This is a genomic window from Ornithinimicrobium cavernae (assembly GCF_003121625.1).
Lineage (GTDB): Bacteria > Actinomycetota > Actinomycetes > Actinomycetales > Dermatophilaceae > Ornithinicoccus > Ornithinicoccus cavernae.
Genome location: NZ_QDDJ01000004.1, coordinates 152,754 through 168,837 on the forward strand (window position 1 = coordinate 152,754; position 16,084 = coordinate 168,837).

The following is a 16,084-nucleotide window of genomic DNA, read 5'->3' on the forward strand; positions in this document are numbered from 1 at the left end:
GCTGGTCGCCTCGACCATCGCTCGGGTAGACACCCACCCCGACTACACCTACAACTGCGAAGCACTATGGTTCAGGCAAAGGTCGGCTCGGGCTAGGGCAAGCCAGGACGTGAAAGGAGGCGACTCGAGGACGTGGATGTCTTCAAGATTCACGCACAACTGATCGACGACTACCGCGCCTTCACGTCTGGATCCGTTGAAGTCCGCGACCGCCGTATTCGAGCGCACGTCGACCAGCAACTCAGCGAAGGCCACCAGTGGCCGGACCCGTGGCTCAGCCTAAACCCCAGTTTTGAAAGCGGCGGCAGCATCTCCCAGCTTGTCGCCGATGGGCTTCTCGACCCCGAGTGTGAGCGCGTCTTCAGAGTCAAGGGCAACAAGGACGATCCGGGCAGCAGCACCCTGACGCTGCACCGCCACCAGCGTGAGGCAGTCGAGGTCGCTCAGAAGGGCAAGTCGTACGTGCTGACCACCGGCACTGGCTCCGGCAAGTCGCTTGCCTACATCGTCCCGATCGTCGACAGGGTGCTGCGAGAACGAGCAGCGAACGGTGGCCAGCGTACCCCGGGCGTCAAGGCCATCATCGTGTACCCGATGAACGCCCTGGCCAACTCTCAACTGTTCGAGCTGAAGAAGTTCCTCGAGTTCGGCTATCCGGCGGGTGGTGAGCCCGTCCGGTTTGCCCGATACACCGGTCAGGAGAACGAGGACACACGCCGACAGATCCTCGCTGACCCGCCTGACATCCTGCTGACCAACTACGTGATGCTCGAACTCGTCCTGACCCGACCGGACGAGCGTAAGCACTTGATCCGCGCCGCGCAGGACCTGCGCTTCCTGGTCATGGACGAACTGCACACTTACCGGGGCCGACAGGGCGCTGACGTCGCCCTGCTCATTCGGCGCCTGCGCGATGTGTGCGTCTCCCCCGATCTCCAGGTCATCGGCACCTCAGCCACTATGGCCTCGGGCGGTACCTCCGCGGAGCAGAAGATCGCCGTGGCGGATGTCGCATCGCGCCTCTTCGGTTCCGAGGTCACTCCCGAGTGCGTCATCGGGGAGACCCTCAAGCGCGCAACAACTCAGACCGGTATGCCGGACGCGCACCTGGGCGCGTCAGTCGCCGAAGCGCTTGCCCGCACCGGTGTGACCGACTACGAGCACCTCGCCCGCGACCCGTTGGCGCAGTGGATCGAAGGGACCTTCGGCCTCGCCACCGAGGAGGGTACCGGGCGCCCGGTGCGGAGGAGGCCCACCACAGTGTCGGCCGCAGCGGAACAACTGGCCGAGCTGTCAGGCACCACCCCGGAGGACGCCTCGGAGGCGATCCGCCAGACACTGATGCTCGGTTCCCAGACCAAGAACCCCTTCACTGGACGGCCACTGTTCGCCTTCCGTCTCCACCAGTTCCTCTCCAAAGGCGACACCGTCTACGTCTCCCTGGAGACCGAGTCTGCCCGGTACATCACCAGCACCTACCAGCAACGCGTTCCGGGCCAGCCCGAGAACGCCCTACTACCGTTGGGCTTCTGCCGAGAGTGCGGTCAGGACTACATCGTCGTATCCAAGATCAACCGCGAGGGCCGCACCACCTTTGTCCCGCGTCAGGACGCGGACGCATCCGGCGGCGACAGCGTGACGGGCTATATATACGTTTCGGAGGACCTGCCCTGGCCTGCGAACCCCATCGCCGAGAGCCGACTGCCTGACCACTGGCTCGTCCCAAGCGAGAGCGGCGAGGCCTTGGTCCTACCCAACAAGGTCAAGTACCTGCCCGAGGAGATCTGGCTGGCCCCCGACGGCACGCTGGCCCGCGACGGACACGGTCTTCAGTGCTGGTTCGTCTCAACCCCATTCGCCTTCTGCATGCGCTGCCGCGTCTCTTACGAGCAGGTCCGCGGCAACGACTACGCCAAACTCGCCACACTCGACCGAGAGGGCCGCTCCTCAGCCGTCACAGTCGTCAGCGCAAGCATCGTCCGGTCCCTGAAGGCGCTCGGCCAGGATGAACTGGGCGCCGAGGCGCGCAAGCTTCTCACTTTCGTCGACAACCGGCAGGACGCGTCCCTCCAGGCAGGGCACTTCAACGACTTCGTCCAGGTCTCACAACTCCGAGGCGGCCTTTACCGGGCTATGGGGGACGCTTCTGAGGGTCTCACTCACGAAGTTCTGGCCCAGAAGGTCACCGATGCACTGCATCTGACGATGCAGGACGTCGCAGCCAACCCCTTGGCGAAGTTCTCGGCACGGGATCAGGCCTTCCGCGCCGTGCGGAACGTCGTGGAGTACCGCCTATACGCCGACCTTCAGCGGGGCTTCCGCATCACCATGCCCAACCTCGAGCAGACGGGCCTGCTGCATGTCGAGTATGTCGACCTGCCCGAGATCGCCCGAGACGAGGCTTCCTGGGCGCACTGCCTGCCCGTGTTGAGGGAGGCGGACCCCGCCCTTCGCGGAGAACTGGCCGGCATCCTGCTGGACGAATTGCGGCGAGTCCTCGCGCTCGACGTCGACTGCCTCACGGAGATCGGCTTTGAGCGGATCCAACGCGAGTCGCGGCAGCACCTGACCGGGCCGTGGTCGCTCCCCGAGGGAGAACGCGTCGCCGAGACAGGCACCGCCTACCCGCGACCCGGCCGACCGGGACGGCCGCGGGGCGACCTCTTCGTCTCCGGCCGCTCGGCATACGGCCGGTACCTCAAACGCGAAGGCGCTGGTCTGGGCCCCGCCCTCACGACCGAGGATGCCCAGTTCGTGATCGGCGATCTGTTCCGCGTGCTGGAGCAAGTCGGGTTGATGACCGTCGTGTCCGACTTCGACGGCGTCCCCGGCTACCGGCTCAAGGCATCAGCGATCCGCTGGGTCGCTGGAGGCGGCACCAAGGGTGCTGAGGACCCGCTGCGCAAGTCCTTGGACTCCGAGGCGATCGTCCGGGTCAACCCGTTCTTCACCTCCTTCTACAAAGAGGTGGCCGAGACCCTCCGCGGGCTGCAGGCGAAAGAGCACACTGCCCAGGTCCCCGCTGAGGATCGCGAGGAGCGCGAGGAACAATTCCGCTCGGGCGACCTGCCGCTCTTGTTCTGTTCCCCCACCATGGAGCTCGGTGTGGACATCGCCAGCCTCAACGCCGTTGGCCTGCGCAACGTCCCCCCCACACCGGCCAACTACGCCCAGCGTTCGGGCAGAGCTGGCCGGTCCGGGCAGCCGGCACTTGTCGTCACCTACTGCGCCACTGGCAACGCTCACGACACGTACTACTTCCGCCACTCACGGGACATGGTGGCCGGCACTGTGGCCGCGCCTCGCCTGGATCTGGCAAACGAGGATCTCGTGCGCTCCCACGTGCACGCGGTATGGCTTGCGGAGACCGGACAGTCATTGAAGTCGCGGATCACCGACCTGGTCGAGGCAGGTGGAGAGAAGCCGTCCTTCAATGTGCTTCCCGATGTATGGCGCGCCCTCACCGAAGCCGATGTTCGGCGGCGCGGGATACAGCGCGCCGAAGCCGTCATCAACGAGTTACGGAAGTCGTGGGAGCGCGGGGCGGAAGGCGTTTCCTGGTGGTACGACGGCTGGGTCGCCGACCAGGTCCGCCGCGCGCCGCGGAGCTTCGACGAGGCGCTCGATCGGTGGCGCACCCTCTATCGCACTGCTCTGGAGGAGTACCACGACCAGAACAAGCTCGCCATCGACCCCAAGGCCCCCCACGCCATCCGCCAGATCGCCCAACGCCGCGCCGCAGATGCCCGAAACCAGTTGGTCCTGCTCCGCAACGAGGACAGCCAGAACGGCCAGACCGACTTCTATTCTTATCGCTATTTCGCTTCCGAAGGATTTCTCCCCGGATACTCCTTCCCTCGTCTGCCTCTGGCAGCCTACATTCCCGAGCGCCGCAGCGCGGGCGGCAAGCGTGATGGCGACTACCTCCAGCGGCCGCGCTTCCTCGCCATCAACGAGTTCGGCCCTGGAGCCCTGATTTACCACGAGGGGGCCAGGTACGAGGTCGTGCGTGTCCAGCTCCCCCGGAACGCCGAGGCGGGCGCCGAAACCGAGGAAGCACGACGCTGCGAAGCTTGCGGGTATCACCACCCGGTCGGCGTGGGGACAGACGTGTGCGACTCCTGTGGCGAGCGCCTCGGCCTGAAGACCTACGGACTCCTTCGCCTGCAGACCGTCTTCACGCGGCGCCGGGAGCGGATCAGCAGTGACGAAGAGGAACGCCGCAGGTCCGGCTATGAGCTCGAAATCTCCTACCGCTTCCACGACCACGGTGACCGTCCGGGCCGTGTCGACGCGCAAGCGTCTGCTGGGGGCGCCAACCTGGCCTCCCTCACCTACGGCGACTCGGCAATGATGCGCATCGCCAACGTCGGTCGACGGCGCCGCAAGGACGTCGCAGACCGGGGCTTCTGGCTCGACCTCAACGAGGGTCGCTGGCTCTCCGAGAAGGCTGCAACAGACTCCCCGGTCGACACCGAGGGCATGCACGCCGCAGAGGACGTGAGGCGAAAGGCCAAGGTCATCCCCTACGTGGAGGATCGCCGGAACATCCTCATCGTCCGGCTGAGCCACCGGGTCGACGAGACTACCGCGACGACCTTGCGCTACGCGCTGGAGCGCGGCGCAGAGGCGTGCTTCCAACTCGAGGACTCCGAACTCAGCAGCGAGTCGCTGCCCGACCTCGACAGCCGAGGTCGGATGCTCCTTACGGAGAGTGCCGAGGGCGGAGCCGGAGCACTACGCCGCCTCGTCACCGAACCCGACGCACTGGCACGGATCGCGCGCACCGCGCTCGAAGTTGCCCACTTTGACCCCCACACCGGGGCCGACCTTGGCCACGCTCCGGGCGCCCGCGAACGGTGCGAGCGAGCCTGCTACGAGTGCCTGCTCGCCTACGGCAACCAGTACGCGCACGGACTGATCGACCGTCACGCCATCCGCAATCTCCTGCTCGAACTCAGCAGATCGACGACCAGGGCTGGCGCGGGTGGACGCTCGCGAGGCGAGCAGCGGAAGATCCTGCAAGCCCTCGCAGACTCGGGGCTCGAGCGCGACTTTGTCCTGTGGCTGGACAAGCACGGACTACGGCTGCCGGATCGCGCACAGGTCATCGCCGGTGAGGCCAAAGCGCGGCCTGACCTGGTCTTCGACCTTGCCACCGGGCCGGTTGCTGTCTTCGTCGACGGTCCCATTCACGACACGGACCACCAGGGCGAGCGGGATGCGGCTGCCGAGGACAGGCTCGGCGACGCGGGATGGATGGTCGTCCGGGTACGCCACGACGCGGACTGGGATGCTGTCGTGAGCCGCTACCCCTCCGTCTTCGGCACCCGCCGTGGGGGGACTTCCAGCGCATGACTCGAAAGGACCGGTTCAGAGCATGACGTATGCCGTGGGCTCGCTCGTGCACGCACGCGGCCGAGAGTGGGTGGTGCTTCCCGACAGCACTGACGACTTCCTTGTGGTCCGCCCACTCGGGGGTGGTTCCGACGACGTCGCCGGCGTCTTCCGCTGGGAGGAGGACCTGCGTGAGGCAACCTTCCCGCTGCCCAGCGCTGACGACTTGGGCGATTCCTCCAGCGCCGCCCTTCTCCGCACGGCGTTGCGCGTTGGCTTCCGGTCGTCCGCCGGCCCGTTCAGGTCCGTCGCCAACATCGCCGTCGAGCCACGCGCGTATCAGTTCGTGCCACTCATGCTCGCCCTACGTCAGGACACCGTTCGCCTCCTCATCTCCGACGACGTCGGCATCGGCAAGACGGTGGAGGCAGGGCTGATCGCGGCCGAGCTGTTGGCCCAGGGCGACGCCACGCGCTTGGCTGTGCTCTGCTCCCCCGCCCTGGCCGAGCAATGGCAGCGCGAGTTGCGCGAGAAGTTCGGCATCGACGCCGAGTTGGTCCTCACGTCAACGGTGAAACGCCTCGAGCGTGGGCTGATGATGAACGAGTCGCTCTTTGACCGTCACCCCTTCGTCGTCGTCTCCACCGATTTCATCAAGCCACCCAGCCGCCGCCACGAGTTCCTCAATCACTGCCCCGAGCTGGTGATCGTCGACGAGGCGCACACTGCTGTCTCCGACGACGGAACTGGCGGAAGTCGAGGTAGGCACCAGCGACACGAACTCCTACGCGCTGTGGCCAAGGACCAGACCCGCCACTTGATCCTGGTCACGGCGACGCCGCACTCTGGCAAGGAGGAGGGCTTTCGCAACCTGCTCGCCCTTCTCGACCCTGCCCTTGGGACCATCAAGCTCGACGATGTCCGGAGCCGCGAGCATCTCGCGCGGCACTTCGTCCAACGTCGCCGAGCCGACATTCGCCACTTCCTCGACGAGGACACCGCCTTTCCAACTGATCGGCAGACCCGCGAAGCCCCCTATGGCCTCAGCCCAGAGTACCGCGCGCTGTTCGACCGGGTCCTCGACTATGCCCGCGAGCAGGTCCGCGACGAGGAGGATGGTTCCCTGCGCCAGCGTGTGCGGTGGTGGTCCGCTCTCGCACTACTTCGCACGCTTGCATCTTCGCCCCGCGCGGCGGCCTCGACGCTGCGCACGCGCGCCGCAGCCGCCGAGGCCGTCGACGTGGTGGAGGCTGACGCACTCGGCCGCGCGAGTGTCCTCGACACCGCCGACGACGAGGCGGCCGCGGACGTGACCCCAGGGGCGGACAGCGCTGCGACCGACGAAGGCAGTCCGGACGACGGCCAACGGCGCCGGCTACTGGCGATGGCGCGGCAGGCCGAGGCCCTCGAGGGTGCGAAGCTCGACCGGAAGCTCGCACTGCTCACCACCGAGGTCAAGGCGCTCCTGGCTGATGGGTACGACCCGATCGTGTTCTGCCGGTTTATCGACACGGCTGACTACGTGGCCGCACACCTCGATTCTGCTCTCGGAAAGAACGTCGACGTCGCAGCCGTGACTGGGACGCTGCCCCCAGCAGAGAGGCAGCAACGCATCCAAGACCTGACGGCCACCGACTCGCGCCACGTTCTCGTCGCCACCGACTGCCTCTCCGAAGGAGTGAACCTTCAGGACGCATTCCAGGCTGTCGTCCACTACGACCTGGCTTGGAACCCCACCCGCCACGAGCAGCGGGAGGGACGCGTCGACCGCTTCGGCCAACGCGCCAACACCGTCCGCGCCATCACGATCTACGGTAAGGACAACAGCATCGACGGCATCGTGCTCGATGTACTCATTCGCCGTCACCAGGCCATCAGCAAGGCGACCGGTGTATCCGTGCCTGTGCCCGATGGCTCAGACGGTGTCATTGAGGCGCTGCTCGAGGGTCTGCTCCTGCGCGGCCGCGATGCCGATCAGCTCCAGCTGGACCTCGGGCTCGCTGAGCGCACCGACGAGCTGCGCAGAGAGTGGGAGTCCGCGGCCGAGAAGGAAAAGCAGTCGCGAACGAAGTATGCCCAAGCAGGAATCCACCCTCAGGAAGTGGCGGCAGAGGTGTCCGCGGTGCGGCGCGCGTTGGGCGACCAGAGCGAGATCGCCAGCTTCGCTGAGGAGGCGCTCCGCAGTCTCGGCGCGTCTGTCACTCCGACGGACGAAGGTTTCCGCGTTGTCACGGCCACGCTGGCCGTTGGCGTCCGCGATGCCCTTCCGCCCGGCCACGCCGAGCCACTCCCCTTCCACCGCCAGTTGCCAGCACCTCGCAAGCACGCGATCCTAAACCGCACCGACGCGAGCGTGGAAGCGATCGCACGGCATGTCCTCGATGCTGCTCTGGACCCTGCCATGGACCCGACTGCACGACCTGCACGACGGGCCGGCGTCATGCGTACCCGGGCGGTCGAGAGCAGAACGACCCTTCTGCTGGCCCGCTACCGCTTCCACCTGGACCTGCCAGGCCGAGATGGCGCCCGCCAACTCATCGCAGAGGACGCACACGTGATCGCCTTCCGCGGAACCCCGGAGAACCCCGACTGGCTAAGCACGGACGAAGTCGCACAACTGCTCGACGCGATCCCGGACGCCAACGTCCCTAGCGACCAGGCTCGAGACCTGGCAGCCCGTGTGATCGACAGACTCAACGCCCTGAACGACCAACTCTCCACGCGGGCCGATGCACTAGCGGAGAGGCTCCTCGAGAGCCACCGCCGGGTTCGCTCCGGTGCCGGTGCAGCAAAGCGCGGACTCGCCGTTCGCGCACAGAAGCCCGTCGACATCCTCGGTGTCTACGTCTACCTGCCTGTCACACAAGGGGTCTCCTGACGTGAGCGACTTCACGACCATTCGCGCTGTCGGCGGCCTCATCCCTCCCGACCTTCTGAGCCGCATCGTGTCGGGTGACAAGCAGCTCACCGGCCTGTCGCCCTCGGATTACCACCTCTCCAGCGAGTCGCCACGCGAGGCTGCGAACAGAGCTTGGTCCTACCTCACCGGTGTCTGGGCCACATTCAGGTCAGGGCTCGAGAAACTCCAGGAGGGCGACCCCGCGGTCGGCCTGACCCGCGAAAAGTGGCTGCTCCAGCTGCTGCGTGAGCTCGACTATGGCCGCGTTCCCACGACACCCGTAGGAGGCTTACAGATCGGCGACCGGGCCTTCCCCGTCTCGCACCTCTGGGGCTCGACGCCGCTCCACCTCCTCGGCTGGGGCGTCGAGTTGGACAAGCGCACAAAGGGCGTTGCCGGGGCTGCCGAACGCGCCCCGCACGCGATGGTCCAGGAAGCCCTCAATCGCACAGACGACTACCTGTTTGCCGTCGTGTCCAATGGGCGGGTCCTTCGCCTCCTCCGAGACTCCACCTCGCTGTCAGGGCAGTCGTACGTCGAGTTCGACCTCGAAGCGATGTTCGATGGCGAGGTCTTCTCGGACTTCGTCCTGCTCTACTTGCTTCTGCATCAGTCTCGTGTCGAGGTGCGAAGCGCAGAGGGCGCCGCTTCTGACTGCTGGCTCGAGGCTTGGCGTACCACTTCGATCGCCTCGGGAACACGGGCCCTAAGCCTCCTCCGCGACGGCGTGAGGGCGGCAATCGAAGCACTGGGCACCGGCTTTCTCCAGCACCCAGCGAACGCAGAGCTCCGCCGCCGACTCGACGACAAGGAGGCCCGGCTTGAGGACCTCCACCATGCCCTCCTCCGCCTCGTCTACCGGCTGCTCTTCCTCTTCGTCGCTGAGGACCGTGGTGCGCTCCTCGACCTGAGCGCCGACCCGGCGGCGAGGCAGCGGTATGCCGACTACTTTTCGACTGCGAGATTGCGCCGGCTCGCCCTGCGCCGCCGAGGCACCAAGCACACCGACCTCTGGGCGGCCCTCACGCTCGTCATCACGGCGCTCGGTGACGAACACGGGCAGCCGGCCCTTGGCCTGCCGGGAATTGGGGGACTCTACGACCAGCACGAGGCCGACGCGCTCCTCATGGACGCCGGACTACCCAACGACGCCCTCCTCACGGCCGTCCAAAGCCTGTCCGTCGTCCAGCCCAAGGGCCAGCCCAAACAGTCGGTCGACTACCGCAACCTCGGCGCCGAGGAGCTTGGCTCGATCTACGAGTCGCTGCTCGAGCTCGTCCCGCGCTACAACACGATCGAGCAGACCCTCGCCCTCGAGGCCCTCGCCGGCAACGACCGCAAGACGACCGGCTCCTATTACACCCCCTCCTCGCTCATAGACCTCGTCCTCGACGAGGCCCTCGACCCGCTCCTCGACGAGGCCGAGCGCGCCCCCGACCCAGAGACCGCCCTCCTCGCGATGACGGTCTGCGACCCTGCGTGTGGCTCTGGACACTTCCTCGTCGCTGCTGCACGTCGCATCGCCGAACGCCTTGCGACCGTGCGCACGGGGGACGCCGACCTCACGCCGACCGACGTTCGCGACGCCCTCCATGAGGTCGTGGGCACCTGCATCTACGGTGTCGACCTCAACCCGCTCGCCGCCGAACTCGCCAAGGTGAGTCTTTGGCTGGCGGCGATGACTCCGGGCCGCCCGCTGTCCTTCTTGGACGCTCACATCAAGGTCGGGAACGCCCTTCTCGGCACGACGCCAGCCCTCGTCGCCGAGGGAATCCCCGACGACGCTTTCGTCGCGCTCACCGGTGATGACAAGCGCGTCGCCACCGCCCTGAAGAAGCAGAACAAGTTGGAACGAGAGGCCGGACAGGAGTCCCTTCTCGACATCGCCGAAGCCGTTCCGAGCAATGCAGACCTCCGCGCCGAACTCGCCGACGTCCGACTCTCGGCACCGAAGAGCCTCGCCGACGTGCACGAAGCCAAGCGCCGCTACGCCGCCTACCTCGACTCCCCCGACCTTGCACTCGAGAAGCTCAGAGCCGATGCCTGGTGCGCAGCATTCGTCCAGCCTAAGACGGCTGCCGAAGCCCTCGTCACTACCAGCACACTGCGAGCGATGGAGGACGGAACCCTGGTGGCTGATGCAACCACCAGGGCCGTCCGTGACCGGTCCGCGGAGTACCGCTTCTTCCACTGGTGGCTAGAGTTTCCTGAAGTCTTCGAAGTCTCCCCCGCCACGGCGGGCCGACCGAGCGGGTGGAGAGGTGGCTTCACCGCACTGGTCGGCAACCCGCCCTGGGAGCGAATCGCTCTAGACGACGGGGAGTTCTTCAGTTCCCGCGCCCCGGAGGTGCTGGCACCCGGGACAACTGCAGAACGTAAGCGGCGGATTCAAGATCTTGAAATGCAGAATCCTGTGGTGCATGCCGATTTCCTTATCGCTAAGCGACGCACGGAGGCAACCGCTCGCCTTCTTGCGGGCTCTGGCATGTATGAGTACGGCACGCAAGGAAGGCTTACAACGCAGGGGCCCTTCGCGGAGCTCTTTCTGATGCTAACCAACGAGCAGGGGATGGCCTCTTTAATCGTTCCCACCGGCGTCGTAGCGGACGTACCAATGAGAGCCTTCTGGAGGCACTTGGTGGGCACTAGGGCAATATCATGTGTTTTCGACTTCGAGAACTCAAATGGAATTTTCCCAAGCATCCACAGGTCTACGAAGTTCTCAATCATTGCCTTGCGGGGTGACGGTAGGGCAGCAACCCGCAATGGGGAGACCTTGCGGGTTGCAACATACATTCGCACTGAGTCTCAACTGATGGCGTTGAAACTAAACCAATTGCGCTACTCACACACAGACCTGGAGGCAATTAGCCCGAAATCATTGCAGATTCCATTATGTCAAACTCAGCGAGACGTTAATGTGCTGACAAGAATGGTTAATTCTAGAACAGCAGACTCCTTAACCCCACGGGCGTGGGTGGGTTTCACAAGCGAGGCTCAATCAGGAAATTACCTAATGAATGGCGGTAGTGGCCGAGTACCTCTCCTCGAGGGCAAGTTGATGCATCAATTTGACCCCCATTTCGCCACCTACAAGGGTGTCTCGCGAGAAATGCGTGAATCTGGAAAACCTCGCCTCGTAGAGGCCCCCGATAGGAGTTCCGCCGCGGCGGATTCTACGCGATATTGGGTCGAAACATCGTCGGCGGCAAGTTTCCTTCGTCGCAAGCAATCGGACCCGAGATGGACCGTCGTCGTGCGGGATTACGCCCGCGCAACCGATGAGCGAACGGCCATATGTGCGATTGCGCCGACGACCGTCCCCATCCAGCCTTTGAATGGCGTTACAGCAGGAGGCGCGGGCGCGAGCACCTTCGCCGTCTGCGTTATCAACTCCTTTGCGTACGATTTCATCGTTAGGCAGCGAGTGCCTGGCCAGCATTTCAATGTGACGACTATGAACGAAATTCCACTGCCTCCCGCTGGTAACGATGAAGAATTCGTCGTGTTACGAGGGTTCGAACTGACCTACACCCACTCTGGCCTGTCGGGCTATGCAGATCAGATTGTGGATTTCTACCCCAAAGTGAAGGCAGGACCCCCGTTCCGATGGATCCCTCAACGGCGCGAGATTCTGCGTGCGGAACTCGACGCCGCGATATTCCGCCTCTATGGCCTGGCCCGCGACGAGGTCGAACACGTCATGGAATCCTTCACTGTGGTCCGCAAGTACGACGAGCGCGATCACGGCGAGTTCCGGACCAAGCGCCTCATCCTCGAGATCTTCGACGCCATGGCCAAGGCTGCCAGAGACGAATCGGGCTACGAAAGCCCACTCAATCCCCCTCCCGGCGAGGGGCCACGGCATTCGGGCTGACAGGACACCAAGATCACAACCACGAGTAGGAGCCAGGGAGTCAGCATGTATGTGAAAATCGAAGACGATTTGGCCGAGCTTCTCGAGCAGAACATGCACCTTGATGAAAGTCACGAAGCGGTCGTGAATCGGCTCCTTCGAGGGGCGCTGCTGGAAAGGAGCCAACGTTCGCAAACGCCGTCACCGGCGGGGAGAACTCGGACGGTCGTGGCCGGCGAGCTAAAGGATCTCCTTCGCGTCGGCCTCGTCCGCGCTGACGACGAGGTGCGGTACACGGAGCGGCGACGAGACGCTGTCCACGTTGGTCGGATAACCGCCGACGGTCGAATTGCCACGGACGGGCGCGCGCCAGCTTCGCCCTCAAGCGCGTTGGGACAGCTTGTGGGCTATTCAATCAACGGATGGAAGTTCTGGGTGCACGTGCCATCCGGGAAGACACTGTCGGTGCTTCGCGATGGACTGAGCTCATGACCGAGTTGGGCCCAGCCAACCCCGAGCAGGCAATACGTCGACCACTCCTCGTTCGCCGCCTCTTCGATGTGCTCCTCGAAGCCAGCAAGCCCGTGCCGGCTAGCGACGCTCTAAAGCGGGTCGCGGAGCTCGAGCCGCTCACCCCACATGAAACGAGCACCACAGCGAGTGGCGAGTCACGCGCCAACAACTTGTTGAGATTTACTTCGAGCTGGGCACGCGCCATCGGCTGGCTGAGAAAGTCGGCCGAGGGCTGGGAACTCACGTCCTCAGGGAGGGAAGCACTTGCGGCCCTCTCGGACGACGACAACCTCTACTCACTTCTCACCAAGAAATACCGACAGGTGCAGCGCAGCCGACGGGACGTGAGTTCGGACGCAGCAGAGAACGAGAAGGTGGCGACCCTCAACAGGGCCCTGGACCTCGTGGAGGAAGGGCAGTGGACGGCATACTCCGACCTGGCCGAGTTAACCACCCTTGCAAACCAGAACGTCGGTACCTTCGCCAAGGACACGGACCACCCCAATGGCCATCGGGTCCTGCACGCCGACGGGCAAGTATCTGCGTCTTTCGAGTGGCGCGATCCGGAGCGCACGGACGACCCGCGCGACGTCCTAGAGGCAGAGGGCGTCGAGTTTGACGTTCGCGGTCGAGCGAGGCAGGCGCAGCGGCTCACATCTCACGACTTTCGCGACATGCTCGCCGAGCTGTCAGGAGAGGAACGCGAGCCGCGGGCCTGGATGGTTCGCGGAAGCAGCGTCAATGGCAAGAATCTGGTGCCGACGTGGCTCGCGAAGGGCACCTGCTCGATACCGGCCAGCCAGATCCGCTCGCTTCCGTTGCCCATCACGCGGAGCGAGATCTCCGCCATTGTGGAAGAGGACTATTCCCAGAAGTCGTACACCACCCGGACGGAGAAGGTCGCTGAGATCGACGCCTTCGTCAACCGCCTGCGGGTGGGGGACCTCGTGGCCACCAATTCGGGACCAGATCTCTTCATCGGCACCATCACTGGGGACCCCGTGGCGCTCAAGAGCTCTGACGACCGCTCCAACGTCCGACGGACCGTGGAGTGGCACAACATTCAGAAGCCGATCGACTACTCAGGGATCCCCAAGACCGTGTCGGCCAAGCTGTCAAGCCAGCACACGATTGTCGACCTCACCAGTGACCTCGCGGCGCTGCGCTCGCTACTCGACCACAACACCATGCCTTCTTCGTCTGATCGGCCACTGCCCGCCAGCGTGGAAGAACTGTCTCTACCTCCCATCAGCACGGATCTGGCGGACGACTTGCTCGTCGACACCCGGTGGCTCCAATCCTGCGTTCATCTCCTGGAGGACCGGCGTCAGCTGATCTTCTACGGGCCGCCAGGCACGGGCAAGACGTACCTCGCGCAGGCCATCGCCAAGCATCTGACGGCGCCGGAGGCAAGCAAACTCGTCCAGTTCCACCCTGCATACAGCTATGAAGATTTCTTCGAGGGCTTTCGACCGGTAGCAGGAGTCGACGGCAGCGGCGCAATCGGGTTCAAACTCACCCCTGGCCCTTTCCGCCGACTGGTCGATGCCGCGCGCGAGAACCCGGCCACGCCTTATATCCTCATCATCGATGAGATCAACCGTGCCAATCTCGCGAAGGTCTTCGGTGAGCTGTACTTCCTCCTGGAGTACCGGGACAGCGCGATCGACCTGCTCTACAGCAGCGGCGACGACCAGGGATTCACGATGCCCCAGAACGTCTTCATCATTGGGACGATGAACACTGCGGACCGGTCCATCGCCCTTGTCGACACAGCCATGCGGCGTCGCTTCGCGTTCAAGGCGCTGCATCCGAGCACCGAACCGACGAGGAGCATGCTAAGCAAGTGGCTGGTCAAGAAGGGCCTACCTCAGACAGCGGCCAAGGTCATGGACCACCTTAATGGCCTCATTGAGGACGAGGACTTCAAGATCGGTCCCTCCTACTTCATGAGGAAGTCGGTGCACGAGGGCGACGGGATGTCCGTCGTCTGGGAGACGTCGATCCTGCCGCTTCTGGAGGAGCATCACTTCGGCGAAGGCCGTGACGTGTCCAAGGACTACTCACTGAGCCGCATCCTCAAGAAGGTGGAGGGCGCCGCAGCAGAAGTTTCAGATGGTGCGACCGATCCTGCCGATGCTGACGTGCCCGCGACAGTGAACGCAGACGAGTGATGCGGATCGACCTGACAGAGAACGGCGATCCTGTCGATGTCGAGATCGGCGAACGTGTTGGCAGTGCGCTACGCAACAGCGGAGTCGTGACCGCAACGCCCGCCCTGCCTCACGGCTGGTGGACGATTGGGCCGGCTGGCAAGGTGGGGGTAGCGCAAGTCGCCGGTATCGAGTTGTGGGTGAAGCCGAAACTCGACACCCGACGATTGTTCTTCCTACTCGGCTTCGCCAGCGACCACAAGGTCTGGCGTGACGACGACCTCGGCCTCGTCGAAGATGCGGATTTGCTGAGTGCCATTGCCACCGCGTTCGCCCGGCAAGCGGACAAGGCCACGCAGCAGGGTCTACTCCAGGGGTACAGAGTCGAAGAGGACGCCCTGCCGGTACTCCGGGGGCGGGTGCGCAGTGCGGAGCAGTTGTCACGTCGGTACGGCCTTGTCATACCCCTCGAAGTGCGATTCGACGAGTACGGCGTGGACATCCCCGAGAACCAACTATTGCGGGGCGCTGCCGAAGTGCTTCTCAAGTTGCCCGGCATTGGCTCCAGGACACGAAAGCTCCTGCTCCGCCTGGTTCGATCCATGGCTGATGTGACACCTGCTCGCCGCGGAAGAAGCAAACCCCTTTGGCACGCCTCGCGACTGAACACGCGCTACCACCTCGCGCTGAGACTGGCTGAGCTGGTGTTGCGTGGCGGGTCGGTCGAACAGAAGTCTGGCGAGGTCATGGTCAACGGATTCCTGCTCGACATGGCGAAAGTGTTCGAGGACTTCCTCACCGTCACGTTGGGAAGCGCCCTCACCGCGTACGAAGGGCATTGTAAAACTCAAGACCGCTGGTACTTCGACGAGGCGGAAGAGATAAAGATGCGGCCTGACTTGGTCTGGTACCGCAAGGATGGAAGCGTCGGTGCTGTGGTGGACGCCAAGTATAAGGCTGAGAAGCCCTCAGGCTATCCTTACGCCGATCTGTACCAAATGCTGGCCTACTGCACGGCACTCAAACTTCCACAAGGCCACTTGGTGTACGCCAAAGGCAACGAGCCTGCAGCAGGTCACCTCGTGCGCAACGCAGGTATCGAGATCGTGCAGCATGCTATCGATTTGCACCTGCTGCCTCACTCACTGATGGCACAAGTTGAGATGCTTGCTCGCACCATCAGCGCAACGGACCCTGCTCCGGCCGCATAAAGCGCCAGCCCACGAAGTTCTGTGCCGACGGCGGCAATCGGCGGCCTGACGCTTTTCCGCCAGCAGGCAGACACAACACGACAGCCACAGACCGTCGTCGCCCCGCCCGCCGGGG

General features: G+C 64.3%; 6 protein-coding genes. All 6 read left to right on the forward strand.

Going from position 1 to position 16,084, the window contains the following annotated elements:
• Window positions 1-132: 132 nt before the first annotated feature.
• From DA085_RS05580 to DA085_RS05600, 6 genes are read left to right on the forward strand one after another with little or no spacing between them, the layout of a single operon-like run.
• A complete protein-coding gene (locus DA085_RS05580; RefSeq protein ID WP_109471963.1) occupies window positions 133-5,358 on the forward strand; it encodes a DEAD/DEAH box helicase in 5,226 nt (1,741 codons plus the stop codon).
• Window positions 5,359-5,380: 22 nt separating this feature from the next.
• The gene (locus DA085_RS05585; RefSeq protein WP_109471964.1) at window positions 5,381-8,215 is read left to right on the forward strand and encodes a helicase-related protein; all 2,835 of its coding nucleotides are present in this window, start codon (window positions 5,381-5,383) and stop codon (window positions 8,213-8,215) included.
• Between the two features lies 1 nt (window position 8,216).
• A complete protein-coding gene (locus DA085_RS05590; protein WP_109471965.1) occupies window positions 8,217-12,113 on the forward strand; it encodes an Eco57I restriction-modification methylase domain-containing protein in 3,897 nt (1,298 codons plus the stop codon).
• Window positions 12,114-12,158: 45 nt separating this feature from the next.
• Entirely contained in the window at window positions 12,159-12,584 is a 426-nt protein-coding gene (locus DA085_RS21130) for a restriction system modified-DNA reader domain-containing protein (RefSeq protein WP_161958424.1), read from the forward strand.
• The gene (locus tag DA085_RS05595; RefSeq protein WP_161958425.1) at window positions 12,581-14,779 is read left to right on the forward strand and encodes an AAA family ATPase; all 2,199 of its coding nucleotides are present in this window, start codon (window positions 12,581-12,583) and stop codon (window positions 14,777-14,779) included. Before DA085_RS21130 ends, DA085_RS05595 begins: the two co-directional genes overlap by 4 nt.
• The gene (locus DA085_RS05600; RefSeq protein WP_202619117.1) at window positions 14,779-15,969 is read left to right on the forward strand and encodes an McrC family protein; all 1,191 of its coding nucleotides are present in this window, start codon (window positions 14,779-14,781) and stop codon (window positions 15,967-15,969) included. Before DA085_RS05595 ends, DA085_RS05600 begins: the two co-directional genes overlap by 1 nt.
• Window positions 15,970-16,084 lie beyond the last annotated feature (115 nt).

Bases quoted from the DNA above. Each gene is read 5' to 3' on its own strand.
- DA085_RS05585 (WP_109471964.1), top strand. From the start codon at position 5,381: ATGACGTATGCCGTGGGCTCGCTCGTGCACGCACGCGGCCGAGAGTGG.
- DA085_RS05600 (WP_202619117.1), top strand. From the start codon at position 14,779: ATGCGGATCGACCTGACAGAGAACGGCGATCCTGTCGATGTCGAGATC.
- DA085_RS21130 (WP_161958424.1), top strand. From the start codon at position 12,159: ATGTATGTGAAAATCGAAGACGATTTGGCCGAGCTTCTCGAGCAGAAC.
- DA085_RS05595 (WP_161958425.1), top strand. From the start codon at position 12,581: ATGACCGAGTTGGGCCCAGCCAACCCCGAGCAGGCAATACGTCGACCA.